We start from the raw sequence: 23,057 nt of genomic DNA, 5'->3' as shown, positions 1-23,057 counted from the left end.
GGCCCGCACCGCCCTCGTCGGACGCTCAGTCCATCCGCCGCGCGCCGCCCAACAATCCGGTCTCGGCGTCCGTCGCCTGCGTCATCACGAACTGGCGGTCGTTCGGTGTGCACCACAGGGTCACGCCGTCGGCGAGCGTCGACAGGGCCTCCGACTCGGAGCGCTGAAGGCCCATGATGCGCCCGATCTGCGTGGCCTCGTCGGGGGAGACCCGCTGGACCCCGACCAGCGAGGACTTCTCCAGGAGCCGCGGGGCCACCGGGCTCAGATAGGGGAGCAGGGTCACGACGGACTGCCAGGGCCCGGACACGACCCGGCCGCGCGGCGGGCGCATGCCGCAGTCGCGGATGACGACCACGGGGCTGCCGGCCGAGGCGCCCTGGGGCGGGACCCGGCCCACGTCGTGCAGGGTGATGCAGGGCTGCCCGCCGCCCGCCGCCTGGGCGAGCGCCGTCCACGCCTGCGCGCGGCCGGTCTCCACGGCGATCCGCGCGCCGGTGGCCGCCGCCCGCAGCGCCAGCACCTGCGCGGTCCACAGACCGCCGATGAGCGTGACGTCGTACGGGCTCGGCCGGTTGATGCCGAGCACGGCGGGCCGGCCCTCGGCGTCCACGCCGACGACCAGGCCGTCGTCGCCCACCGGCAGGGCCAGCGCGCCGAGTTGGTCGAGGGGGACGGAGTGCCGGTCCCGGCGCGGCCCGATCAGACCGAAGCCGAAGCGGGGCTTCGCGCCCCGCCCCGTACGCCGTCCGGCACCGCGCGCACCGCCGCCGGCCCGCCGCGCGGGCGCCCCGGCCGGCCGCCCGCCGGACACCCCGGAACCGCCCGCGCCGCCCGCCACGGGGCCCTGCCCCGTCGGCTGGCCCGCGCCCTGCCCCGTCGGCCGGCCCGCCGACAGCCCACCGGGCTGCCCGACGCCCTGCCCCACCGGCTGTCCCATCGACTGACCCGCCATCTGACCCACCGGCTGGCCGGGCTGTCCCATCGGCCGTCCCACGGGCTGCCCCATGGGCTGACCCATCGCCTGTCCCCTCGGCAGGCCCGAAGCCGGCCCGTTCGTCGGCCCGTTCGTCGGTCCGTTCATCGATCCGTTCGTCGGCCCGCTCATCGGTCCGTTCGTCTGCCCGTTCGCCGGCGTCGACATCAGCGCGCACCCCCCAGCGGCAGCGTCGCCAGCATGCCCGGGACCTGTTCGCGGTCGAGCCGCACCAGCCCCGTCTTCACGCCGCGCGCCGCGCGCTCCAGTTCGTGGCGGGCGGTCACCAGCTCCTCGTCGCTGCGCCCGGTGATCCGTACGTGTCCGGTGACCGTCACCTCCTGACGGTCACCGCCGCTCAGCGTCAGACTGAACGTCGTCGCCAGCGCGGGCAGCGAGGTCAGCAGCGCCACCAGCTGGGGCATCGACGCCCCGGCACCGCCCGCGCCGCCCAACTGGGGCCAGCGCCCCACCCAGTACGTCGTGTGCCGCCGGTCGTCCACCCGCCAGGTCCGCGCCGTCTCCTGGGTCCGCCGCGCCTGCGCCTGCCCCCGGCCCGCCTGCGCTATCGCCATCGGGCTGGCGCAGGTCGAGGTGGCGAGCGCGGCCGTGAGCTCCTGCTCGGTGAGGACGGTGGCCCGGAAGCCGGCCCCGGCCAGCCGGCTCGCCAGCTGGTCCGTCGCCCGCACGAGACACTTCTGCGCGCCCTCCATCCCGCCGCCGCGCGCCTCCACCGCCTCCGGGCACAGCTCGGGGTCCAGCTTGAGCGCGATCCAGGTGATGCGGAGCGCGGGCGAACCCGTCTGCGCCTGCAGCGGCGCGTAGTTACGGGTGGCCATCGCCTGCGCGGGCAGGTGCGGCGCGGGCGCCGGCTGGGTGTGCTGCACGATCTGCGCGGACTCCAGCCGGATGCCGTCCACCGCCAGCACGTCACGGACGAGACCGACCGGCAGCGGCCGGGCCGAGCGGTCCGGGCGCAGCGCGGTGGCCTCGGACTCGACCCGGACCACCGCCGTGAGGAAGGTGCCGTCGCCGATCATCCCGACCGGACGCCGGTCGCGGTCGCTGTACGCGTAGGTCCGCAGCGCCGGGTCGCACTCGACGACCGGGGCCAGCCCCGGTTCGGTGCCCTCGGGCACGGTCCGGGAGCCGGCCCGGCGGGTCCGGGCGCGCAGCGCGAGGAAGGTGGACAGCCACTCCGGCAGCGAACGCCGGTGCCTGCGCACCACCGCGAGCAGGACGAGCAGCGCCGCGACCACGCCCGCGGGGACCAGCATCAGCTTGTCGACGACGGCGGCCACGAGCAGCAGCGCCGCCGCGACCTCGATCAGTACGAGCTGTTGCAATCGGAACGAACCGAAGTGTCCCGGACGGGCCTGGAGGCGCGGTGCGACCGAGGACGGAACGGGCGAACCGGGCCCCGGAGAAGGGGAGACGGAGGGCGTGGAAGAGGGCGCGGCGGCAGAAGGCCGCGCCCGCGTCGCGGAAGCCATGATGGAGAATCCCCCTCAATTCATCCCGATCGCCCTGGCCGGCCAGGCCATTGGCGGCTGGATCACCCTACCCGCCCCACGAGCACGGGCGGACAGCAGGCATAGTAGGGGGCCGGTCCGACGGCCGGGGCCCGGGCGCCATGATCCCCGGACTCCCGAGCGGAGACTGCGCCTGACGAAAATGGGGACTCATGGCATCACGGCGGGACGAGCTCAACGCGTACACCTTTGCGAAGAAGCGCACGGTCGCGGCATTCCTCCAACCCTCTCCCTCGGGTACGGAGGAGGGGGCGCCCAAGCCGTTGCGCGCGGTCGTCCCGGGCCTGATCATCGGCGCGCTGGTGCTCGCCGGATTCGGCGCCTGGGGCATGTTCAAGCCCACGGCGCCCAAGGGCTGGGACAAGCCCGGCACCAAGGTGATCGTCGGAAAGCAGTCGACCACCCGGTACGTGGTGCTGACCACCGGCACGGGCAAGGACCGCAAGACCCTGCTCCACCCGGTGCTCAACCTGGCCTCGGCCCGACTGCTCCTCAACCCGGACGACTTCCAGGTCATCCAGGTCGAGGACAAGGAGCTCGACAAGGGCAAGCCGCCGCGCGGCCCGATCCTCGGCATCCCGTACGCCCCCGACCGGCTGCCCGCCGCCGACGACGCGGGCACCGCCAAGCGCTGGGCCGTGTGCGAGCAGCCCGGCGGCGGCAACGGCGGCGGCGTGCAGAAGGCCACCTTCCTCTTCGCCAAGCGGGACCTCGGGCGCACGGACGACAAGAGCAGGCTGCGCCCGGGTCAGGTCCTGTACGTGAAGGGGCAGAAGGAGAGCGCCCAGTACCTCGTCGACCACACCGGCACCAAGTACCGGGTCAACGAGAAGGCGCAGAACCTCACCACGGCCCTCTTCGGCGTCAACCGGCCGCCCCAGCAGGTGACGGACGACTGGCTGGCCACCCTGAAGACCGGCACCCCCATCGACTATCCGGTGGTCCCCGGCGCCGTCGGCACCGACGCCGGCGTCAACGGCGGCCTCACCCAGGAGCAGGACAAGGTCGGCATGGTGCTGCTCGCCCGGACCGGCTCCGGCCCGCAGCACTACCTCGTGCTCCAGGGCAGGGTGCAGCCGATCTCCGCCTTCACCGCCTGGCTGCTCATGAACGCCCCGCAGACGAACGGTCTCAAGATGGAGGGCACGCCCAGCGGCGTCAGCCTCGGCCAGCTCAGCCCCGACGCCACCGCGTTCGCCGCCGATCGCCGCTGGCCCGAGCAGCAGCCCCACCGGGTCAACTCCGTCGGCGGCCCCGGCGCCCGCGACACCATCTGCTCGGTCCTGCGGAGCGTCGGCGACAAGGGGCAGACCACCTTGTCGACGTGGGCGGGCACCGCGTACCCCGCCGACATCACCGCCGGCGGCACCAGCACGTACGTCACCCCCGGCACCGGACTCCTCTACACCCAGATCCAGGGCCGCCAGTCCGCGCCCGGAGGCTCGCTCTTCCTCGTCACCGACACCGGGCTGCGCTACGCGGTGCAGGCCAACGGCGACAGCGACAAGGGCCGTTCGGAGATCGGCGCGGGGCAGCAGAAGCAGACCGACGGACGTCCGGAACCCTCCGACGCGCAGAAGCGTCTCGGCTACGAGAAGGTCACTCCGGTGCCCGTGCCGATGGAGTGGTCGGAGTTCCTGTCCAAGGGCCCGCGCCTCGACACCAACAGCGCGCGCCAGCCGCAGGGTTCGTGAGGGAGGTGGAGCGGATGACGACGTACCGTACGGGGGCGCTGCTCGCCGCCACGGCCCTCGCCGGCCTGCTCGCGGCGCCGCCCGCCGCGTACGCCGAGGGCATCGCCCGCCCGGCCGGTCTCGACGGCAGCGGCGAGTGCACCTTCCCCATGAAGAAGCAGATCGCGGGCATCCCCTGGTCGCTCCAGCGGGTGCTGCTCGACGAGCTGTGGCAGGGCGGCAAGGGCAAGGGCGTCCGGGTCGCCGTCATCGACACCGGCGTCGACGACGTCAACCCGCAGCTGAAGGAAGCGGTGGACGCCAAGTCGGGCAAGGACTACCTGAAGCCCGACAAGGAGAACCCGGGCCCCGGCGACGAGAAGCGCGGCAAGACCGACGGCACCGAGGACCAGGTCGGTCACGGCACCAAGGTCGCCGGGATCATCGCCGCCCGCGCGGTCGACGGCACCGGCTTCGTCGGCCTGGCCCCCGAGGCCACGATCATCCCGATCCGGCAGAACGACGAGAAGAACAGCGGCAAGTCCGACACGATGGCCCAGGCGATCGACTACGCGGTCCTCAAGGGCGCGGACGTCATCAACATCTCCCAGGACACCACCCAGCCGCTCGGACCGGAATCCGCCATGGCCAAGGCCGTCGCGCGGGCGATCGCCGCGAACGTGGTGGTCGTCGCCTCCGCGGGCAACGACGGCGTCGACGGCAAAGACAAGAACACCTACCCCGCGGCCTTCCCCGGCGTCCTCGCCGTCGCCTCCTCGGACCGCGACAACGAACGCGCCGCGTTCTCCCAGTCGGGCCCCTTCGTCGGGGTCGCCGCACCCGGCGTCGACATCGTCTCGACCGTCCCGGGCGGCGGCCAGTGCGTCGACAACGGGACCAGTTTCTCGGCCCCTTACGTCTCCGGCGTCGCCGCCCTGCTGCGCGCCAAGCACAAGGACTGGACCGCGGCGCAGATCGTGACCCGGATCGAGCAGACCGCGGTCCGATCGGTCAACGATCGGGACAGGCACGTGGGTTGGGGCGTCGTCGACCCGGTGCGGGCACTCGCCGACGGAGCCGACGACACCGCCCCGCCGAGCAGCCCCACACCGGACCCGGGACCGCCCAGGCCACCGGCGCCCGAACCGGCCCACATGGCGATGTCGGAGACCCCCCAGGAGCGCTCCGAACGCCTCGCCACCTACGCGTTGGGGATCGGCGCGGTACTGGTGGCCGTGGTCGCCGGCGCCGCCGCCGTGATCCGCGACAGCCGGCGCCGGAGACCGGCCCGGTGAGCCAAGTATCCGGTGGGTACTTTGCAGTTGGAACTACCGTCCCCAATGGCTAGAGTGACGGTCGGGGGCACGGTAGTGCGATCCCAGCACGGGGGCGGCATCAAGAGATACCCGTCCGTACAGCGATCGGAAGGCCCGGCGGCCTGACCGCCGCTCGCCACCGTAGGAAGAAGGGGCAAGATGTCGAAAGACCTGAACGTAACCAGTGCCGAACAAGTCAAGCTGGCCGGCCGGATCCAGGACTTCCACGACGAGCTCCAGGCTCGCATCACCTCCCTCAACGGCGTCGTGGACCGCATCCAGGCGGGCTGGCAGGGCGCCGCGAGCAAGGAGTACGACCGGGTCCAGAACGACCTGAACCTGCGTCTGCGCAACATGCGCGTCGAGCTCGTGAAGCTGGAAGAGGTCATGCGCATGAGCGCCGACGGCTTCACGCAGGAGGAGGAGGACCGCATCCGGTCCTTCCGCAAGATGGACGACACCTCGGCCGGCCAGAGCGCCATCCTCGGCATGGCCTGAGCCTCGCCCTCCTCCCGCGTCCCAACACTCCAGGAGCCACGAAGATGACTACTGCGGTCAATTACGACACCGTGACCCAGGCGGCGGGCGACGTCCGTCTGACCTCCAGCCAGCTCAACCAGAAGCTCGAAGACCTCATGGCCGAGGTCAACCGCGTCGCCTCCAACTGGGACGGTGAGGCCAAGATCGCGTACCGCGAGAGCCAGGACCGCCTGACCAAGGACATGGCGGCCATGAACCAGGACCTGGCGCGCATCGCCCAGCTCCTCGACGAGTCGGTCGTCGGCTACCGCGACACCGACAAGGGCAACGCGGCCCGCTTCCGCATGATGATGTGACCCCGCGTCACTGACGCGTGAGGGGGTGGCCCGTTCGCACGGGCCACCCCCTCACGCGTGTCCGGTCCCGCTACTTCAGGTCGAACTCGCCGTCCCGCGCGCCGAGCACGAACGCGTCCCACTCGGCCTTCGTGTACCGCAGCACGGTCTCCTTGTCGAGCGAGGAGCGCATCGCCACCCCGCCACCCTCCAGGTACGCGATCTCGACCCGCTCCTCGTCCGGACTGGTCCCCGGCGCCCCCTGCCACTCGACACCGGAGATGTCGAGCGCGTAGAGCTCTTCCTTCACGCGTTCCCTGTCCTGGGCGTCAGCCATCGGCGCGTTCCTTATCTGTGCTGAATCTGTGCTGAGTCTGAGCTGAGTGCGAGCTTGATCAGTACGGTGCGACCCCGCCGACCACCCTAGCGACGCCCCCGTCCCCGCACACCGGAAACGGAGGCACCGCCCCCGTCACGTCCGGTCCGGCATCCACCCCAGCTGGACCAGCGGCATCCCGCGCTTGCGGGAGACGAAGGTGCCACGGCCCGGAGGCATCTTCCGGGCCCGCACGTTGCCGAGGATGTCGCCCTCGCCCGGGTCGCCCGAGAGAATCACGCCCTGCGCGCCGAGCTCCTTCGCGCGCTGCATGAACGGCTCGTACATCGCGCGCGAGGCGCCGGCCGCGTTGCGGGCCACGATGAAACGGATGCCGACGTCACGGGCGAACGGCAGGTTCTCCACCAGGACCTGGAGCGGGTTGCCCGAGTTCGTCGCGACCAGCTCGAAGTCGTCGATCAGGACGAACAGCTGCGGACCCGTCCACCAGCTGCGATCGCGCAGCTGCTGCGGGGTGATGTCCGGCTTCGGGGCGCGCTTGGTCATCACCGTGTTGATGGCGTCCATGTGCATCTGCATGGCCGAGGCCATCGGCGCGTACTCCAGCAGGTGCGAGGGCGCCACCGCCTCCAGCATCGTGCGCCGGTAGTCACCGACCACGATCCGCGCCTGCTCCGGCGTGTACCGCTCGCACAGCTGCTTGGCGATCAGGCGCAGCAGCGCCGTCTTGCCGGACTCGCTCTCGCCGAAGATCAGGAAGAACGGGTCCGTCTCGAAGTCGACGAACACCGGCTCCAGGTTCGTCTCGTCGATGCCGATCGCGATGCCGTGCTGCGGGTACTCGAAGCCCTTCGGCAGCTGCTCCACCGGCAGCCGGCGCGGCAGCAGCCGCACGGCCGGGGCCGCGGCACCCGTCCAGGCGGCCTTCGAGGCCCGCACGAACGCGGCCGTGCCCTCCGACAGGTCCTCCGCCGAACTCGCCCCGTCGATCCGCGGCAGCGCCCCCATGAAGTGCAGCTTCTCCGGCACCTGGCCGCGCCCGGGCACGCCCGGCGGCACGTTGGCCGCGACCTTGCGGTCGAACTCGGAGTCCATGACGTCACCGAGCCGCAGCTCCAGACGCCCCAGCATCTGGTCCTTGAGCGCGGCCCGCACCTCCATGTAACGGGCCGCGGTGATCACCACGTGGATGCCGTAGCCCAGACCGCGCGCCGCGAGGTCCGAGACGACCGGCTCCAGCATGTCGTAGTCGTTGCGGAAGCCGCCCCAGCCGTCGACGACCAGGAACACGTCGCCCCAGGGCTCGCCCGGCAGCTCGCCGGCCGCGCGCTTGCGCCGGTAGGTCGCGATGGAGTCGATGTTGTTCGCGCGGAAGAACTCCTCCCGCCGGTTGAGCACCCCCATCACCTCGGCGACCGTCCGCCGCACCCGCTCCGGGTCGAGCCGGGACGCCACCCCGCCGACGTGCGGCAGATCGGCCAGCGAGGACATGCCGCCACCGCCGAAGTCCAGGCAGTAGAACTGCACCTCGGCCGGCGTGTGGGTGAGCGCGAACGACGACACCAGCGTGCGCATCAGCGTCGACTTGCCCGACTGCGGACCGCCGACCACCATCATGTGGCCCGCCGCACCCGAGAAGTCCCGGTACAGCACCTCGCGCCGCTGCTCGAAGGGCTTGTCGATGAGACCCAGCGGCACGGTGAGACCGCCGGGGCGGCTGTACTCCGTCGCCGTCAGCCCCCGGTCCGCGGTCTGCGCGAGCCCCGGCAGCAGCTGGTCGAGCGTCGGCGCCTGGTCGAGCGGCGGCAGCCACACCTGGTGGGCCGGCACCCCCTGCCCCTCCAGCCGGCGCACGATCACGTCGAGGACCGTGTCCGCGAGCGCGTCGTCCTCCTCGGCGCGCTGCGCCGTCAGATACGCCGGGTCCGGCGCCGCGTACACCACGGGCACCGGCGAGGCCGTGAACACCGCGGGCCGCCGCTCGATCGGCAGCTGCCCGGCCTCCAGCCGCGGACCGCCCGTACGGTACGTCCCCGACACGTACGCCGCCTTGAAGCGGGTCATCTCGTCCGTACCGAACTTCAGATAGCCGGAACCCGGCACCGACGGCAGGTGGTACGCGTCCGGCACGCCCAGCGCCGTGCGCGACTCCGCGGCGGAGAAGGTCCGCAGACCGATCCGGTACGAGAGGTACGTGTCCAGGCCGCGCAGCTTGCCCTCCTCCAGGCGCTGCGAGGCCAGCAGCAGATGCACGCCCAGCGAACGCCCGATGCGGCCGATCTGGATGAACATGTCGATGAAGTCCGGCTTGGCGGTGAGGAGTTCGGAGAACTCGTCGATCACGAGGACCAGCGAGGCCAGCGGCTCCAGCGGAGCACCCGCCGCCCGCGCCTTCTCGTAGTCGTGGATGTTCGCGTAGTTGCCCGCCGACCGCAGCAGCTCCTGCCGCCGCTGGAGCTCACCGCGGATCGCGTCGCCCATGCGGTCGACCAGCGTCAGGTCGTCCGACAGGTTGGTGATGACCGCCGCCACGTGCGGCATCTGCGACATGCCCGCGAAGGTCGCGCCGCCCTTGAAGTCCGCGAGGACGAAGTTCAGCGTCTCCGAGGAGTGCGTCACCGCGAGCCCCAGCACCAGCGTGCGCAGCAGCTCCGACTTGCCGGAACCCGTCGCACCCACGCACAGACCGTGCGGGCCCATGCCCTCCTGCGCGGCCTCCTTCAGGTCCAGCATGACCGGCTGCCCGTCCTCGCCGACACCGATCGGCACCCGCAGCCGCTCCGCCACCGACCGCGGCCGCCAGGTGCGCGCCACGTCCACCGAGGCGGCGTCGCCCAGGTTCAGCAGATCCGTGAAGTCCAGGTTGGCCAGCAGCGGCTCGTCGTCGTCCCCGCCGCCCATCCGCAGCGGCGCCAGCTGCCGGGCCAGCGCCTCCGCGGCCGGCAGCGACATGAGGTCCGGCACGCCCTCGTACGCGAAACCGCCGCCCGACTCCAGCCGCAGCCGCCCCGGCCGTACCACCACGGACAGGCCGCCGCGCTGCTCGTCGAGCTCACCGGAGACCACCTCGACGATGGTCACGCCCTGCAGGCCCTCGGCCGCCGCCAGCAGCGAGTCGGGCGGCACCATGCCGCCGTCCAGGACCACCACCACGTGCGGCTGGTCCAGGACCGGCTGGTTGTCCCGGCTGAACCGCGGCCGCCCGTCCAGGCGCGAGCGGATCAACTGCTCCAGCTCGCCCAGGTCGTCGCCGAACAGGCGCTTCGTGCCCGCCCCGTCGAGCGTCCCCGGCACCTGGGTGTGCGGCAGCCACTTCGTCCAGTCCCAGCGCTCCTGCGCACCGCGCGCCGCCACCACGGCCAGCATCAGGTCCTCGGGGGAGTGCAGCGTCACCAACTGCGCCACCAGACCGCGCGCGGCGGACTGCGCCGACTCCGGCTCACCGGACACCGTCACGTGGTAGAACGCCCGCATCGACACCGCCATCGGCAGCCCGTCCAGGGTGCCGTGCACGGCGAGGAACTGCTGCATCGCGCCCGCGCACAGCGGCTCCAGCTCGTCCACCGGCGCCGTGTCCGGCGCCACCAGCGGAGTCGCCAGCTGCTGCGCGCCCAGTCCGATCCGCGCCTGCGCGAAGTCGTGGTCGCCGACCCGCCGTTCCCACACGCGCGAGCCCTCGGCGACCACCGACCACAACTGCTCGGGCGCCGGGTGCAGATACAACTGCGCGTCCCGCTGACGACGGGCCGTGCGGCGCACCGTACGCCGGGTCTGCGCGAGGTATTTGAGGTAGTCCCGCCGCACATCGGCCATTTGCCCCTGCGTACCGCGGCGGAACCTCACGAACTGGGCGATCGCCATCGCGACCGTCGACGCCAGCATCAGGACGCCCATGATCCGCATGATCGGCGACGGCGTCATGAAGAAGAAGACCACGGACGAGCCCATGCCCAGCATCGGGAGGAGCTGCATCAACGCGGACTCCTGCTGTCCCCGCGGCAGTTCCGGCGGAGACTCCAGGACCAGTTCCTCACCGGGTACTTCCGGAGGAAGGGACCTCGGCGGGCGTTTGACGACGATCTGGCTCACCGGCGCATCAATCCCTCGTTACGGGCGGGCTCGTGAGGGAGCAGCCGCATTCGCGCCCCCGTCGGCTGTGTTCCATGCGGTCTCCCCCGTGAGTGCAGGATCCTACTTGCAGCCACCCCCACCGGTCCCCGGTAGGGTGGCGCCGCAGTGTGCGCAACCGCGAATCAGGGGGTCCAGAAACGTGAGTACGACCGCAGCGACCGGCTTCTGCCGCGTCACCGTCGTGGCGCCCGACAGCCGTATCGACGTCGCACTCCCCGAGGACATCGCCGTCGCCGACGTCCACCCGGAGATCCTCCGGCTCACCGGACAGACCCAGCCGGCCGGCACCCCCACCGGCTACCACCTGGTCCGGCGCGACGGCTCCGTCCTCGACGGCGCCCGCTCGCTCGCCGCCCAGCAGGTCCTCGACGGCGAGGTGCTCTCGCTGCGCCCCTTCGCGCAGTCGCTGCCGCCCGCCGTCTTCGACGACGTCTCCGACGCCGTCGCCTCCGCCGTCACCCGCGACCGGCACCTGTGGAGCGACGACCTGCTGCGCGGCGCCGGACTCCTCGGCGGCGTGCTGCTCCTCGTCCTCATGGGCTTCGTCCTCTGGTTCGCCGACCCGCTCCGGCACGACATGCACAGCCTGCCCGGCGTCATCGCCGGCGCCGCCGGCGTCCTGCTCACCGCCTTCGCCGGCGTCCGCGCCCGGGTCTACGGGGACCGCGCCACCGCCGTCGCCCTGGGCCTCGGCGCGCTGCCGCTGCTGCTCATCGCCGGCTCCGGCATCATCGCCCCCGACGCGGGGCAGGGCCCCGGCCGGCTCCAGTTCCTGCTCGGCTGCGTCACCGTCCTGGTCGCCGCCGTCGCGCTGGTCGCCCTCACCCCGAGCGGCGACGCCCCCTTCGTCGCGGCCACCTTCCTGGCCACCGTCGGCACCCTCGCCACCTTCCTGGCGATCCTGACGGAGTCCTCCGCCACCGACACCGCCGCCGTCTGCGTGCCCGTGGCCATCGGCCTGGTCGCCTTCCTGCCCGGCCTCTCGGCCCGCTTCGCCCGCCTGCCCATCGGCTACGCCGCGCCGCGCAGCGCGGCCGACGACGAGTTCCTGGCCGACCCGCACCACGCGGCCCACGAGGAGGCGCAGCCCGTCGACGGCGAGCGCATCGCCCTGCAGGCCCGCCGCGGCCACGAGATGCTGCTCGGCCTGGTCGGCGGCTGCGCGGCCGTCGTCGTCGGCTCCGCCGCGGTCCTCGGCTTCGCCGGGAACGTCTGGGGACAGCTCCTCGCCCTGGCCGCCGGCCTCGCGATGCTGCTGCGCGCCCGGCTCTTCCGCTACACCTCGCAGGTCGCCTGCGTCCTGGTCGCCGGCCTCGCCGCCATCGCCCTGCTGATCCTCGGCCTCTCCCTGAACCCGCCGGTCGACCTGGTCAAGGACCTCGTGATGTACGGGGACCGCGGCGGCCTGGACGTCCGCACCATCTGGCTGACCGCGGCCGTCGCCGCCGGTGCCGCCCTGGTCACCGCGATCGGCCTGATCATCCCCAGGAAGGGCCTCTCGCCCTTCTGGGGCCGCCTGCTCGACCTCGCCGAGGGCTTCGTCCTGCTCTCCCTGGTCCCGCTCTGCCTCGCCGTGCTCGACGTGTTCATGGCGGCCCGCTCGCTGACCAGCTAGCCACCGGCCGGTCACCGGGACCGGCTCACCCGAACGGCCTCACCGGCGAGCTGGTACGCTGTGTGACGGCCGTTTGTGTACGCGCTCCCGGAATCACCCCGCTCAGGACGATCTCGTCCCGTGTACGGGCTCGGGGAGCAGCGCTCATCGGACCTTCGCTCGCGAGTCACGGAAGATTCCCCTGAGATCCAGACCAGGGGCACTCGTGGGCGCACGAACACCAAGAGGAGACCAGCGTGGCTCTCGACGCCGCTGTCAAGAAGCAGATCATGACCGAGTTCGGCACCAAGGAGGGCGACACCGGCTCTCCCGAGGTCCAGGTCGCGATGCTGTCCCGCCGCATCTCGGACCTGACCGAGCACCTCAAGACCCACAAGCACGACCACCACTCCCGTCGTGGCCTGCTGATCCTGGTCGGCCAGCGCCGCCGCCTCCTGCAGTACCTGGCCAAGAAGGACATCCAGCGCTTCCGTACGCTGGTCGACCGCCTCGGCATCCGCCGCGGTGCGGCCGGCGGCGCCAAGTAAGTCGCCGTGAAGGGAGCGGTTCCCACTTTCAGGGGGCCGCTCCCTTTGCTGTACGTGCGAAAGGTGCGCAGCGGACCGTAGGCTGGTGTCACAACCGCACGCACAACAGCACAGACGACGGACGAGCGAGGAGCCGCCTGCTTCGCCGCCGGTCCTCGGTAGTGGCCCCCGGGCAAGAGACCCGGGAGCTTCGATCGAAGACCGGCCCGCACCCAGCGCGCTTCTCCGCCTCCGTCGACACCGTCCCCGGCCACACGGGCCGAAGGACGCAAAGACGAACACGTAGGAGAAACCGCTAGTGGAGAACGAGACCCACTACGCCGAGGCCGTCATCGACAACGGCTCCTTCGGCACCCGCACCATCCGCTTCGAGACCGGCCGTCTGGCCAAGCAGGCCGCCGGCTCCGCCGTCGCCTACCTGGACGACGACACGATGGTCCTCTCTGCGACCACCGCCTCGAAGCGCCCCAAGGACCAGCTCGACTTCTTCCCCCTGACGGTGGACGTCGAGGAGCGGCAGTACGCGGCCGGCAAGATCCCCGGCTCGTTCTTCCGCCGTGAGGGCCGCCCCTCCGAGGACGCCATCCTCACCTGCCGCCTGATCGACCGGCCGCTGCGCCCCTCCTTCAAGAAGGGCCTGCGCAACGAGATCCAGATCGTCGAGACGATCATGGCGCTCAACCCCGACCACCTGTACGACGTGGTCGCGATCAACGCCGCCTCCGCGTCCACGATCCTGGCGGGCCTGCCCTTCTCCGGCCCCATCGGCGCCACCCGCGTCGCCCTGATCAAGGGCCAGTGGGTCGCGTTCCCGACGCACACCGAGCTCGAGGACGCCGTCTTCGACATGGTGGTCGCCGGTCGCGTCCTGGAGGACGGCGACGTCGCGATCATGATGGTCGAGGCCGAGGCCACCGAGAAGACGATCGACCTCGTCAAGGACGGCGCCGAGGCGCCGACCGAGGAGGTCGTCGCCGCCGGTCTCGAGGCCGCGAAGCCCTTCATCAAGGTCCTCTGCAAGGCCCAGTCGGACCTCGCCGCCAAGGCCGCCAAGCCCACCGGCGAGTTCCCGGTCTTCCTGGACTACCAGGACGACGTCCTGGAGGCGCTCACCGCCGCCGTGAAGGGTGAGCTCACCAAGGCGCTCACCATCGCGGGCAAGCAGGAGCGCGAGGCCGAGCTCGACCGCATCAAGGAGATCGCGGCCGAGAAGCTCCTCCCGGCCTTCGAGGGCCGCGAGAAGGAGATCGGCGGGGCCTACCGCGCGCTGACCAAGAAGCTGGTCCGCGAGCGCGTCATCAAGGACAAGGTCCGCATCGACGGCCGTGGCCTCACGGACATCCGTACGCTCGCGGCCGAGGTCGAGGCCATCCCGCGCGTGCACGGCTCGGCGCTGTTCGAGCGTGGCGAGACCCAGATCCTGGGCGTCACCACCCTCAACATGCTCCGCATGGAGCAGCAGCTGGACACCCTCTCCCCGGTGACCCGCAAGCGCTACATGCACAACTACAACTTCCCGCCGTACTCCGTCGGTGAGACCGGCCGCGTGGGTTCGCCCAAGCGCCGCGAGATCGGCCACGGCGCGCTCGCCGAGCGCGCCATCGTGCCGGTGCTGCCGACCCGCGAGGAGTTCCCCTACGCGATCCGCCAGGTGTCCGAGGCCCTCGGCTCCAACGGTTCGACGTCCATGGGCTCGGTCTGCGCCTCCACCATGTCCCTGCTGAACGCCGGTGTGCCGCTCAAGGCCGCCGTCGCCGGCATCGCCATGGGTCTGATCTCCGAGGAGATCGACGGCCAGACGCACTACGTCGCCCTCACCGACATCCTCGGTGCGGAGGACGCCTTCGGCGACATGGACTTCAAGGTCGCCGGCACGAAGCAGTTCGTGACCGCGCTCCAGCTCGACACCAAGCTCGACGGCATCCCCGCCTCGGTCCTGGCCGCCGCGCTGAAGCAGGCCCGCGACGCGCGTCTGCACATCCTCGACGTGATGAACGAGGCGATCGACGTTCCGGACGAGATGTCCCCGAACGCGCCGCGCATCATCACCGTCAAGATCCCGGTGGACAAGATCGGTGAGGTCATCGGCCCCAAGGGCAAGATGATCAACCAGATCCAGGAGGACACCGGCGCCGAGATCACGATCGAGGACGACGGCACCATCTACATCGGTGCCCAGCAGGGCTCGCAGGCCGAGGCCGCCCGCGCCACGATCAACGGCATCGCCAACCCGACCATGCCGGAGGTCGGCGAGCGCTACCTGGGTACGGTCGTCAAGACCACCACCTTCGGTGCCTTCGTCTCCCTGCTCCCGGGCAAGGACGGCCTGCTGCACATCTCGCAGATCCGCAAGCTCGCCGGTGGCAAGCGCGTGGAGAACGTCGAGGACGTGCTCGCGATCGGCTCCAAGGTCCAGGTCGAGATCGCCGAGATCGACCAGCGCGGCAAGCTGTCCCTGATCCCCGTGATCGCGGACGAGGACGGCGCCGCCGACGACAAGGGCGACACCGACCAGTGACGTCCCGTAGTCCCCGCGCGACGGCCCGCCCCTCCTCGGAGGGGCGGGCCGTCGCCCGTACCCAAACGCTTCTCCCGGGCAAGGACGGCATCGGCACGGTCCGGCGCACCACCCTGCCCGGCGGCCTCCGGATCGTCACCGAGACCCTTCCGTCGGTGCGCTCCGCCACCTTCGGCATCTGGGCCCACGTCGGCTCCCGCGACGAGACCCCGGCGCTCAACGGTGCCACCCACTACCTCGAACACCTCCTCTTCAAGGGCACCCACCAGCGGTCCGCCCTCGACATCTCGGCCTCGATCGACGCGGTCGGCGGCGAGATGAACGCCTTCACGGCGAAGGAGTACACCTGCTACTACGCCCGGGTCCTCGACACCGATCTGCCGCTGGCGATCGACGTCGTCTGCGACATGCTCACGGGCTCGCTCATCCTCGACTCCGACGTGGACGCCGAACGCGGTGTGATCCTCGAAGAGATCGCGATGACCGAGGACGACCCCGGCGACATGGTGCACGACCTGTTCGCGCGGACCATGTTCGGCGACACCCCGCTGGGCCGCCCGGTCCTCGGCACCGTCGACACGGTCAACGCGCTCACCCGGGACCAGGTCTCCCGCTTCTACAAGAAGCACTACGACCCGACCCACCTGGTCGTCGCCGCCGCCGGCAACGTCGACCACGCCACGGTGGTACGCCAGGTCCGCCGCGCCTTCGAGAAGGCCGGCGCCCTCACCCGTACCGACGCCACCCCGATCGCCCCGCGCGACGGGCACCGCACCCTGCGCACCGCGGGCAGGGTCGAGCTGCTCGGCCGCCGGACCGAGCAGGCCCACGTGGTCCTCGGCATGCCGGGCCTGGCCCGCAACGACGAGCGCCGCTGGGCGCTCGGCGTGCTGAACACCGCCCTCGGCGGCGGCATGTCCTCCCGCCTCTTCCAGGAGGTCCGGGAGAAGCGCGGCCTGGCCTACAGCGTGTACTCGTACACCTCGGGCTTCGCCGACTGCGGCCTCTTCGGGGTCTACGCGGGCTGCCGCCCCAGCCAGGTCCACGACGTGCTGCGGATCTGCCGGGACGAGCTCGACAAGGTCGCCACCGACGGGCTCACGGACGACGAGATCGCCCGCGCCATCGGGCAGCTCTCCGGCTCGACCGTGCTCGGCCTGGAGGACACCGGCGCGCTGATGAACCGCATCGGCAAGAGCGAGCTGTGCTGGGGCACCCAGATGTCGGTCGACGACATGCTCACCCGGATCGCGGCGGTCACCCCCGACGAGGTACGGGAAGTGGCCCGCGATGTACTGGAGCAGCGGCCCTCGCTCTCGGTGATAGGCCCGCTGAAGGACAAGCAGGCGGACCGCCTCCACCAAGCGGTCTCCTGACCCTCTCTCGTCATGTAAGGAACCAGAGCATGAGCAAGCTGCGCGTGGCGGTCCTCGGAGCCCGGGGCCGTATCGGCTCCGAGGCGGTCAAGGCCGTCGAGGCCGCCGAGGACCTGGAACTGGTCGCGGCCCTCGGCCGCGGCGACAAGCTGGAGACCCTGGTCGAGGCGGACGCCCAGGTCGTGGTCGAGCTGACCACGCCCTCCTCGGTCATGGAGAACCTCGACTTCTGCGTGCGCCACGGCATCCACGCGGTCGTCGGGACCACCGGCTGGAACGAGGAGCGCCTCGCGCAGCTGAACGGCCTGCTCGCCGACGCCCCCGGCACCGGTGTCCTGATCGCCCCGAACTTCTCCATCGGAGCGGTCCTCACCATGAAGTTCGCGCAGATCGCGGCGCCGTACTTCGAGTCCGTCGAGGTCGTCGAGCTGCACCACCCGCACAAGGTGGACGCCCCTTCGGGCACCGCCACCCGCACCGCCCAGCTGATCGCCGCGGCCCGCGCCGAGGCCGGCCTCGGCGCCCAGCCGGACGGGACGACGAGCGGCCTGCCGGGGGCGCGCGGCGCGGACGTGGACGGCGTGCCCGTCCACGCCGTACGCCTGAGGGGCCTGCTGGCCCACCAGGAGGTGCTGCTCGGCGGTGAGGGCGAGACCCTGACGATCCGTCACGACTCCCTGCACCACTCCAGCTTCATGCCGGGCATCCTGCTGGGCGCCCGCCGCGTGGTGACCACCCCGGGCCTCACGTTCGGCCTGGAACACTTCCTGGACCTGGGCTGACGTCATGGGTGGAAAGATCACGTACGTCTTCCTCGCCACCGTCCTCGTCCTCGTCTTCGGCGTGGTGGGGATGGAGGGCGTGCTGCTGCTGCTGACCGGCGAGCCGGCCGCGATGGGCATGGGCGCCGTGGCGTTCCTGCTCCCGCTGGTCGGCGCCTGGTTCCTCTGGAAGAACACCCGCTTCGCGCGCCGGGCCAACCGCCTGGCCGCGGAGCTGGAGGCCGAGGGCGGGCTGCCCGTCGACGAGCTGAGGCGCACTCAGGGCGGCCGCGTCGACCGGGACTCGGCCGACGAGGTCTTCGAACGGCGCAAGGCCGAGACGGAGGACACCCCGGACGACTGGCGCTGCTGGTTCCGGCTCGCGGTGGCGTACCACGACGCCCGCGACACCCCGCGCGCCCGCCAGGCGATGCAGCGGGCGATCACGCTGCACGAAGCCGCTTAGGGCCGGGCCTGTTCAGAGGCTTTTGAGAGCTGTTCAGGGCTGTGCAGGGCTGTTCAGGACCTTCAGGGGGCCGCCTTCGGGCGGCCCCTCGGCCGTTCTAGCGGGCGGTGGTTCCCGCGTACTCGGCGTTCCACGCCTCGATCGTGTCGGCGGCGCGGTCGAAGGCCTCGACGCGCGAGAGGAAGTCCGCGTTGTGGTCGGTGAACAGCTGGCCCTGCCCGCCGCCGTGACGTACGAGCATGAGGGCCTGGCCCTGGACGGTGCGGGGGAGTCCCAGCCAGCGCACCGGCTGCTGCGCGGTGCGCACCTCGGAGATCTTGGGCCACGGCACGGTCCGGGTCGCGAAGAAGGTGACCTGACGCAGGCCCGCCCGGCTCACCCACACGCCCATGCGCAGCAGGCGCAGCGCCGCGAGGATGATCAGCGCGGCCACACCGAAGGTGAACGCGGCGCCGCCGAGCGCTCCGGCGACGGCGATGACGACGGCGGCCAGCAGCACGAACGAGGCGAGCAGCAGCGCGAGCGCCGCCATGCCCACCCGCCACGGGCCGGGCCGGTACGGCCGACGCCACTGATCGTGGTCGTCGAACGGCAGCGCGATGTCGTCGGTCGCGTCGAAAGCACGGTCGGCCGTCAGAAAGGGCAGGGGCACGACAGGTCCTCACTCACAAGCACGTTCGGTGGGCTGTGCCCGGTGAGGCTACCTCAGCGTCCGTCGGAAGCCTCGGACTGCTGCTGGTGAGCGCCCGTGCTCCCCGACTGGAGGGAGGGCATTCCGAGGATCAGCGATCCGACGAGGCCTGCCACCACGGTCAGCCCGATCAGCGTACGGCCCAGCACCTGGGACGGGGTGGGACGCTCGCGAGGCGGGGGAGTGACGTTACTGCGGAAGCGGTCGGACTCCGCGACGAACGCGAACGGGACAGCCTCTCGCATGGGGGTACCTCCCGGCGGTAGCTGGGGGAGCGACATCAGGGTCACTCTCCTCGGATTCGGTGCTGATGGTGTCTGTCACAGGTACAGACGAGCGAATCGAGGTTTTGGTGCCCTTTTTCATCAAAGCGGCCGAATCTCATCCTTGGGTAGGACGTGACTAGAGTGGGCGACTGCAACCGCCCGACTGGAAGGACCGCCGGTGACCGACACACCCACCGAGAACCAGAAGATCGACTTCCGGAGCGACGTCACCGTCGACCTGGTCAAGAGCGCTGCCGGCGACTCGGACGTGCTCTGGGCGGCGCGGGTGTCCACGGCGGGCGAGCAGTCGCTGGAGGAGCTCCAGAAGGACCCGGAGCGCTCCAGGGGACTGATCAACTACCTGATGCGGGACCGCCACGGCAGCCCCTTCGAGCACAACTCGATGACCTTCTTCATCAGCGCCCCGATCTTCGTCTTCCGCGAGTTCATGCGGCACCGGGTGGGCTGGTCCTACAACGAGGAATCGGGCCGCTACAGGGAGCTCCAGCCGGTCTTCTACGTCCCGGACGCCTCCCGCAAGCTGGTCCAGGAGGGCCGCCCGGGCAAGTACGTCTTCGTCGAGGGCACCGAGGCCCAGCACGAGCTCGTCGGCCGCTCCATGGAGGACTCGTACCGTCAGGCGTACGCGACCTACCAGGAGATGCTGGCCGCGGGCGTGGCCCGCGAGGTCGCCCGTTCGGTCCTGCCGGTGGGCCTGTACTCCTCGATGTACGCCACCTGCAACGCGCGCTCCCTGATGCACTTCCTCGGTCTGCGCACCCAGCACGAGCTCGCCGCGGTGCCCTCGTTCCCCCAGCGTGAGATCGAGATGGTGGGCGAGAAGATGGAAGAGCACTGGGCCAGGCTGATGCCGCTGACCCACGCGGCCTTCAACAAGAACGGCCGTGTGGCCCCATAGAGCACATAAGTACGAACTTCTCCCGCGAAGTGTCCGTATTGCGACGTTTCACGAAGTTCATCTAGGCTGATCAAACGGACCCGGCACTGCTTGAACCCCCGAGCAGGCAGTGCCGGGCTCCCTTTCTCACGTCCCCCCAGGGGGACACCCGGCGCTGAGCAGCGAGTAGCGTGTTACCCATGGCTCCGATCTCCACTCCGCAGACCCCCTTCGGGCGGGTCCTCACCGCCATGGTCACGCCTTTCACGGCGGACGGCGCACTCGACCTCGACGGTGCCCAGCGACTCGCCACCCACCTCGTGGACGCGGGCAATGACGGCCTGGTCGTCAACGGCACCACCGGCGAGTCCCCCACCACCACCGACGCGGAGAAATCGCAGCTCGTACGGGCCGTACTGGAAGCGGTCGGCGACCGTGCCCACGTCGTGGCCGGGATCGGCACCAACGACACCCACCACACGCTGGAGCTCGCCCGCACCGCGGAGCGCGACGGCGCACACGGCCTGCTGGCCGTCACGCCGTACTACAACAAGCCCCCACAAGAGGGCCTGTACCGGCACTTCTCGGCCATCGCCGACGCCACCGAGCTCCCCGTGATGCTCTACGACATCCCCGGCCGCAGCGGCGTCCCGATCGACACCGAGACGATCGTCCGCCTCGCCGAGCATCCCCGGATCGTCGCCAACAAGGACGCCAAGGGCGACCTCGGCCGCGCCAGCTGGGCCATCGCCCGCAGCGGCCTCGCCTGGTACTCCGGCGACGACATGCTCAACCTTCCGTTGCTCTCCGTGGGCGCCTGCGGCTTCGTCTCCGTGGTGGGCCACGTGGTCACCCCGGAACTCCGCGCCCTCCTGGAGGCCCACCTGGCCGGCGACGTCCAGAAGGCCACCGAGATCCACCAGCGGCTGCTGCCGGTCTTCACCGGCATGTTCCGCACCCAGGGCGTCATCACCACCAAGGCCGCGCTCGCCCTCCAGGGCCTCCCGGCCGGCCCACTGCGGCTCCCGCTGGTCGAGCTCAGCGACCAGGAGACCGCCCAGCTCACGCTGGACCTCGCCGCCGGCGGGGTAGAGCTCTGACGACAGACTTCACAACTGAAGACCCGTAACTGAACACAAACAGCAAGTGCACGAATGTCATGCGCGCCACGTGCCCGAGCCGGTACGTGGCGTGTGTGGTGAGGAGAGACTTTTGAGCCATCCGCATCCCGAACTCGGCACCCCGCCGAAGCTGCCCCAGGGCGGCCTCCGAGTCACCCCGCTCGGCGGGCTCGGTGAGATCGGCCGGAACATGACGGTCTTCGAGTTCGACGGCCGTCTGCTGATCGTCGACTGCGGCGTCCTCTTCCCCGAAGAGGAGCAGCCGGGCGTCGACCTGATCCTGCCCGATTTCACCACCATCCAGGACCGCCTCGACGACATCGAGGGCATCGTCCTGACCCACGGCCACGAGGACCACATCGGTGGCGTGCCGTACCTGCTCCGGCTCAAGCCGGACATCCCGCTCATCGGCTCCAAGCTGACCCTCGCGCTGATCGAGGCGAAGCTGCAGGAGCACCGCATCCGCCCCTACACCCTTGAGGTGGCCGAGGGCGACCGTGAGCGGCTCGGCCCCTTCGACTGCGAGTTCATCGCCGTCAACCACTCCATCCCCGACGCGCTGGCCGTCGCCATCCGCACCCCCGCGGGCATGGTCGTCCACACCGGCGACTTCAAGATGGACCAGCTGCCGCTGGACAACCGCCTCACGGACCTCCACGCGTTCGCGCGCCTGAGCGAGGAGGGCATCGACCTCCTGCTCACGGACTCGACGAACGCCGAGGTCCCGGGCTTCACGGCGCACGAGCGGGACATCTCCAACGTCCTGCGGAACGTCTTCGCCAACGCCCAGAAGCGCATCATCGTGGCCAGCTTCGCCAGCCACGTGCACCGCATCCAGCAGATCCTGGACGCCGCCCACGAGTACGGCCGCAGGGTCGCCTTCGTCGGCCGCTCCATGGTCCGCAACATGGGCATCGCCCGCGATCTCGGCTACCTGAAGGTCCCGGCCGGCCTGGTCGTGGACGTGAAGACGCTGGACGACCTGCCGGACGACGAGGTCGTGCTGGTCTGCACGGGTTCCCAGGGCGAGCCGATGGCCGCCCTGTCCCGGATGGCCAACCGCGACCACCAGATCCGGATCGTCCCCGGCGACACGGTCATCCTGGCCTCGTCCCTCATCCCGGGCAACGAGAACGCGGTCTACCGCGTGATCAACGGCCTGACCCGCTGGGGCGCGAACGTCGTCCACAAGGGCAACGCCAAGGTCCACGTCTCGGGCCACGCCTCGGCCGGCGAGCTGCTGTACTTCTACAACATCTGCAAGCCGAAGAACCTCATGCCGGTCCACGGCGAGTGGCGCCACCTGCGCGCCAACGCCGAGCTCGGCGCGATGACGGGTGTCCCCAAGGACCACATCGTCATCGCCGAGGACGGCGTCGTCGTCGACCTGGTCGACGGCCGCGCCCGCATCACCGGCAAGGTCCAGGCGGGTTACGTGTACGTCGACGGCCTCTCGGTCGGCGACGTCACCGAGTCCTCCCTGAAGGACCGCCGGATCCTCGGCGAGGAGGGCATCATCTCGGTCTTCGTGGTGGTGGACTCCACCACCGGCAAGATCGTCAGTGGCCCGAACATCCACGCCCGGGGCTCCGGCATCGAGGACGCCGCGTTCGACGCGGTCCTCCCGAAGGTCGGCCAGGCCCTGAACAAGTCCGCCCAGGACGGCGTGATGGAGCCGCACCAGCTCCAGCAGCTGATCCGGCGCACGGTCGGCAAGTGGGTGTCGGACACCTACCGACGCCGCCCGATGATCCTCCCGGTGGTCGTGGAGGTCTGACGGACCGGCACACACCAGGAGCGGGGCGCCTCGATTTGCATCGGGGCGCCCCGCTCCAGTACGTTTACGGCTCCGCCAGACCGGGAACCGCCGAGCGCCACAGTGCGCCGGTACGGAAACCGGGAAGCGGGAAAACCGACTCAGAACTTCTGATAAAGTCGGAACACGCCGGAAGGCCCCGAGAAAAACAAATCGGGACCGGAAAGCACCGAGGAAATCGGATCGGAAAGATCTGATAGAGTCGGAAACGCAAGAACGAAG

19 protein-coding genes are annotated in these 23,057 nt (G+C 70.8%); 13 read left to right on the top strand and 6 right to left on the bottom strand.

Translation table 11 applies throughout. From position 1 onward, the window contains the following. Nucleotides 1–25 precede the first annotated feature (25 nt). Nucleotides 26–706, bottom strand: a complete 681-nt coding sequence (locus tag AB0Q96_RS38580; RefSeq protein ID WP_365333968.1) for a hypothetical protein — start codon at nt 704–706, stop codon at nt 26–28. A gap of 437 nt (nt 707–1,143) precedes the next feature. Continuing rightward, complete coding sequence (gene eccE, locus AB0Q96_RS38575; protein ID WP_365333958.1) at nt 1,144–2,469, bottom strand: type VII secretion protein EccE; 1,326 nt, start codon at nt 2,467–2,469, stop codon at nt 1,144–1,146. Between the two features lie 191 nt (nt 2,470–2,660). On the opposite strand from eccE, the gene eccB reads away from it, so the two are divergent. The 4 genes from eccB (at nt 2,661) to AB0Q96_RS38555 (ending at nt 6,333) form a co-directional block, all read left to right on the top strand. Then, complete coding sequence (gene eccB, locus AB0Q96_RS38570; RefSeq protein WP_365333956.1) at nt 2,661–4,202, top strand: type VII secretion protein EccB; 1,542 nt, start codon at nt 2,661–2,663, stop codon at nt 4,200–4,202. Nucleotides 4,203–4,216: 14 nt separating this feature from the next. Continuing rightward, nucleotides 4,217–5,476 carry a type VII secretion-associated serine protease mycosin gene (mycP, locus tag AB0Q96_RS38565; protein WP_365333954.1) on the top strand — a complete coding sequence of 420 codons (1,260 nt, stop codon included), beginning with the start codon at nt 4,217–4,219 and terminating at the stop codon, nt 5,474–5,476. 180 nt (nt 5,477–5,656) lie between these two features. After that, the gene (locus tag AB0Q96_RS38560) at nt 5,657–5,995 is read left to right on the top strand and encodes a WXG100 family type VII secretion target (RefSeq protein ID WP_361177476.1); all 339 of its coding nucleotides are present in this window, start codon (nt 5,657–5,659) and stop codon (nt 5,993–5,995) included. A 44-nt stretch (nt 5,996–6,039) separates the two neighbouring features. Further along, the gene (locus AB0Q96_RS38555; RefSeq protein WP_365333952.1) at nt 6,040–6,333 is read left to right on the top strand and encodes a WXG100 family type VII secretion target; all 294 of its coding nucleotides are present in this window, start codon (nt 6,040–6,042) and stop codon (nt 6,331–6,333) included. 70 nt (nt 6,334–6,403) lie between these two features. Here AB0Q96_RS38555 and AB0Q96_RS38550 read toward each other — a convergent pair whose 3' ends face one another. Together AB0Q96_RS38550 and eccCa are read right to left on the bottom strand one after the other, a co-directional pair. Further along, nucleotides 6,404–6,649, bottom strand: coding sequence for a DUF397 domain-containing protein (locus AB0Q96_RS38550; protein ID WP_365333950.1), 246 nt, complete (start codon nt 6,647–6,649; stop codon nt 6,404–6,406). Nucleotides 6,650–6,784: 135 nt separating this feature from the next. After that, nucleotides 6,785–10,738, bottom strand: a complete 3,954-nt coding sequence (gene eccCa / locus AB0Q96_RS38545) for a type VII secretion protein EccCa (RefSeq protein ID WP_365333948.1) — start codon at nt 10,736–10,738, stop codon at nt 6,785–6,787. A 181-nt stretch (nt 10,739–10,919) separates the two neighbouring features. Between eccCa and eccD the strand changes: the two genes are divergently transcribed. From eccD to AB0Q96_RS38515, 6 genes are all read left to right on the top strand, one after another. After that, a complete protein-coding gene (eccD, locus tag AB0Q96_RS38540) occupies nt 10,920–12,395 on the top strand; it encodes a type VII secretion integral membrane protein EccD (RefSeq protein ID WP_365333946.1) in 1,476 nt (491 codons plus the stop codon). Between the two features lie 236 nt (nt 12,396–12,631). Next, on the top strand, nt 12,632–12,922 hold the full coding sequence (gene rpsO, locus AB0Q96_RS38535) for a 30S ribosomal protein S15 (protein ID WP_043230508.1): 291 nt from the start codon (nt 12,632–12,634) through the stop codon (nt 12,920–12,922). A 298-nt stretch (nt 12,923–13,220) separates the two neighbouring features. Then, the gene (locus AB0Q96_RS38530; protein WP_365333944.1) at nt 13,221–15,440 is read left to right on the top strand and encodes a polyribonucleotide nucleotidyltransferase; all 2,220 of its coding nucleotides are present in this window, start codon (nt 13,221–13,223) and stop codon (nt 15,438–15,440) included. Then, nucleotides 15,437–16,816 (top strand): pitrilysin family protein, encoded by a 1,380-nt coding sequence (locus AB0Q96_RS38525; protein WP_365333942.1) that lies wholly within the window; start codon nt 15,437–15,439, stop codon nt 16,814–16,816. Before AB0Q96_RS38530 ends, AB0Q96_RS38525 begins: the two co-directional genes overlap by 4 nt. A 29-nt stretch (nt 16,817–16,845) precedes the next feature. Beyond that, nucleotides 16,846–17,598: a 4-hydroxy-tetrahydrodipicolinate reductase gene (gene dapB / locus AB0Q96_RS38520; RefSeq protein ID WP_365333940.1), complete on the top strand. Its 753-nt coding sequence runs from the start codon at nt 16,846–16,848 to the stop codon at nt 17,596–17,598. A 4-nt stretch (nt 17,599–17,602) separates the two neighbouring features. Next, nucleotides 17,603–18,043, top strand: coding sequence for a hypothetical protein (locus AB0Q96_RS38515; RefSeq protein WP_365333938.1), 441 nt, complete (start codon nt 17,603–17,605; stop codon nt 18,041–18,043). A gap of 97 nt (nt 18,044–18,140) precedes the next feature. Here the strand turns inward: AB0Q96_RS38515 and AB0Q96_RS38510 are convergent, their stop codons facing one another. Beyond that, nucleotides 18,141–18,695 (bottom strand): PH domain-containing protein, encoded by a 555-nt coding sequence (locus AB0Q96_RS38510; protein ID WP_365333936.1) that lies wholly within the window; start codon nt 18,693–18,695, stop codon nt 18,141–18,143. A gap of 53 nt (nt 18,696–18,748) precedes the next feature. Continuing rightward, nucleotides 18,749–18,979 carry a hypothetical protein gene (locus AB0Q96_RS38505; protein WP_365333934.1) on the bottom strand — a complete coding sequence of 77 codons (231 nt, stop codon included), beginning with the start codon at nt 18,977–18,979 and terminating at the stop codon, nt 18,749–18,751. Between the two features lie 199 nt (nt 18,980–19,178). On the opposite strand from AB0Q96_RS38505, the gene thyX reads away from it, so the two are divergent. The 3 genes from thyX (at nt 19,179) to AB0Q96_RS38490 (ending at nt 22,796) form a co-directional block, all read left to right on the top strand. Continuing rightward, on the top strand, nt 19,179–19,919 hold the full coding sequence (gene thyX, locus AB0Q96_RS38500) for an FAD-dependent thymidylate synthase (RefSeq protein ID WP_365333932.1): 741 nt from the start codon (nt 19,179–19,181) through the stop codon (nt 19,917–19,919). Nucleotides 19,920–20,098: 179 nt separating this feature from the next. Then, nucleotides 20,099–20,998 carry a 4-hydroxy-tetrahydrodipicolinate synthase gene (gene dapA / locus AB0Q96_RS38495; RefSeq protein ID WP_365333930.1) on the top strand — a complete coding sequence of 300 codons (900 nt, stop codon included), beginning with the start codon at nt 20,099–20,101 and terminating at the stop codon, nt 20,996–20,998. Nucleotides 20,999–21,110: 112 nt separating this feature from the next. After that, the gene (locus tag AB0Q96_RS38490; RefSeq protein WP_365333928.1) at nt 21,111–22,796 is read left to right on the top strand and encodes a ribonuclease J; all 1,686 of its coding nucleotides are present in this window, start codon (nt 21,111–21,113) and stop codon (nt 22,794–22,796) included. The last annotated feature ends 261 nt before the right edge of the window (nt 22,797–23,057 follow it).

It is taken from the genome of Streptomyces sp. NPDC093111, assembly GCF_040683955.1.
Lineage (GTDB): Bacteria > Actinomycetota > Actinomycetes > Streptomycetales > Streptomycetaceae > Streptomyces.
The sequence above is the reverse complement of the archived record's forward strand: the minus strand, read 5'-3'. Positions and strand labels throughout refer to the sequence as shown.

Excerpts from the sequence above, each read along its gene's own strand:
- eccE (WP_365333958.1), bottom strand. The coding sequence starts at position 2,469 with ATGGCTTCCGCGACGCGGGCGCGGCCTTCTGCCGCCGCGCCCTCTTCC.
- eccB (WP_365333956.1), top strand. The coding sequence starts at position 2,661 with ATGGCATCACGGCGGGACGAGCTCAACGCGTACACCTTTGCGAAGAAG.
- mycP (WP_365333954.1), top strand. The coding sequence starts at position 4,217 with ATGACGACGTACCGTACGGGGGCGCTGCTCGCCGCCACGGCCCTCGCC.
- AB0Q96_RS38560 (WP_361177476.1), top strand. The coding sequence starts at position 5,657 with ATGTCGAAAGACCTGAACGTAACCAGTGCCGAACAAGTCAAGCTGGCC.
- AB0Q96_RS38555 (WP_365333952.1), top strand. The coding sequence starts at position 6,040 with ATGACTACTGCGGTCAATTACGACACCGTGACCCAGGCGGCGGGCGAC.
- AB0Q96_RS38550 (WP_365333950.1), bottom strand. The coding sequence starts at position 6,649 with ATGGCTGACGCCCAGGACAGGGAACGCGTGAAGGAAGAGCTCTACGCG.
- dapB (WP_365333940.1), top strand. The coding sequence starts at position 16,846 with ATGAGCAAGCTGCGCGTGGCGGTCCTCGGAGCCCGGGGCCGTATCGGC.
- AB0Q96_RS38515 (WP_365333938.1), top strand. The coding sequence starts at position 17,603 with ATGGGTGGAAAGATCACGTACGTCTTCCTCGCCACCGTCCTCGTCCTC.
- AB0Q96_RS38505 (WP_365333934.1), bottom strand. The coding sequence starts at position 18,979 with ATGCGAGAGGCTGTCCCGTTCGCGTTCGTCGCGGAGTCCGACCGCTTC.
- dapA (WP_365333930.1), top strand. The coding sequence starts at position 20,099 with ATGGCTCCGATCTCCACTCCGCAGACCCCCTTCGGGCGGGTCCTCACC.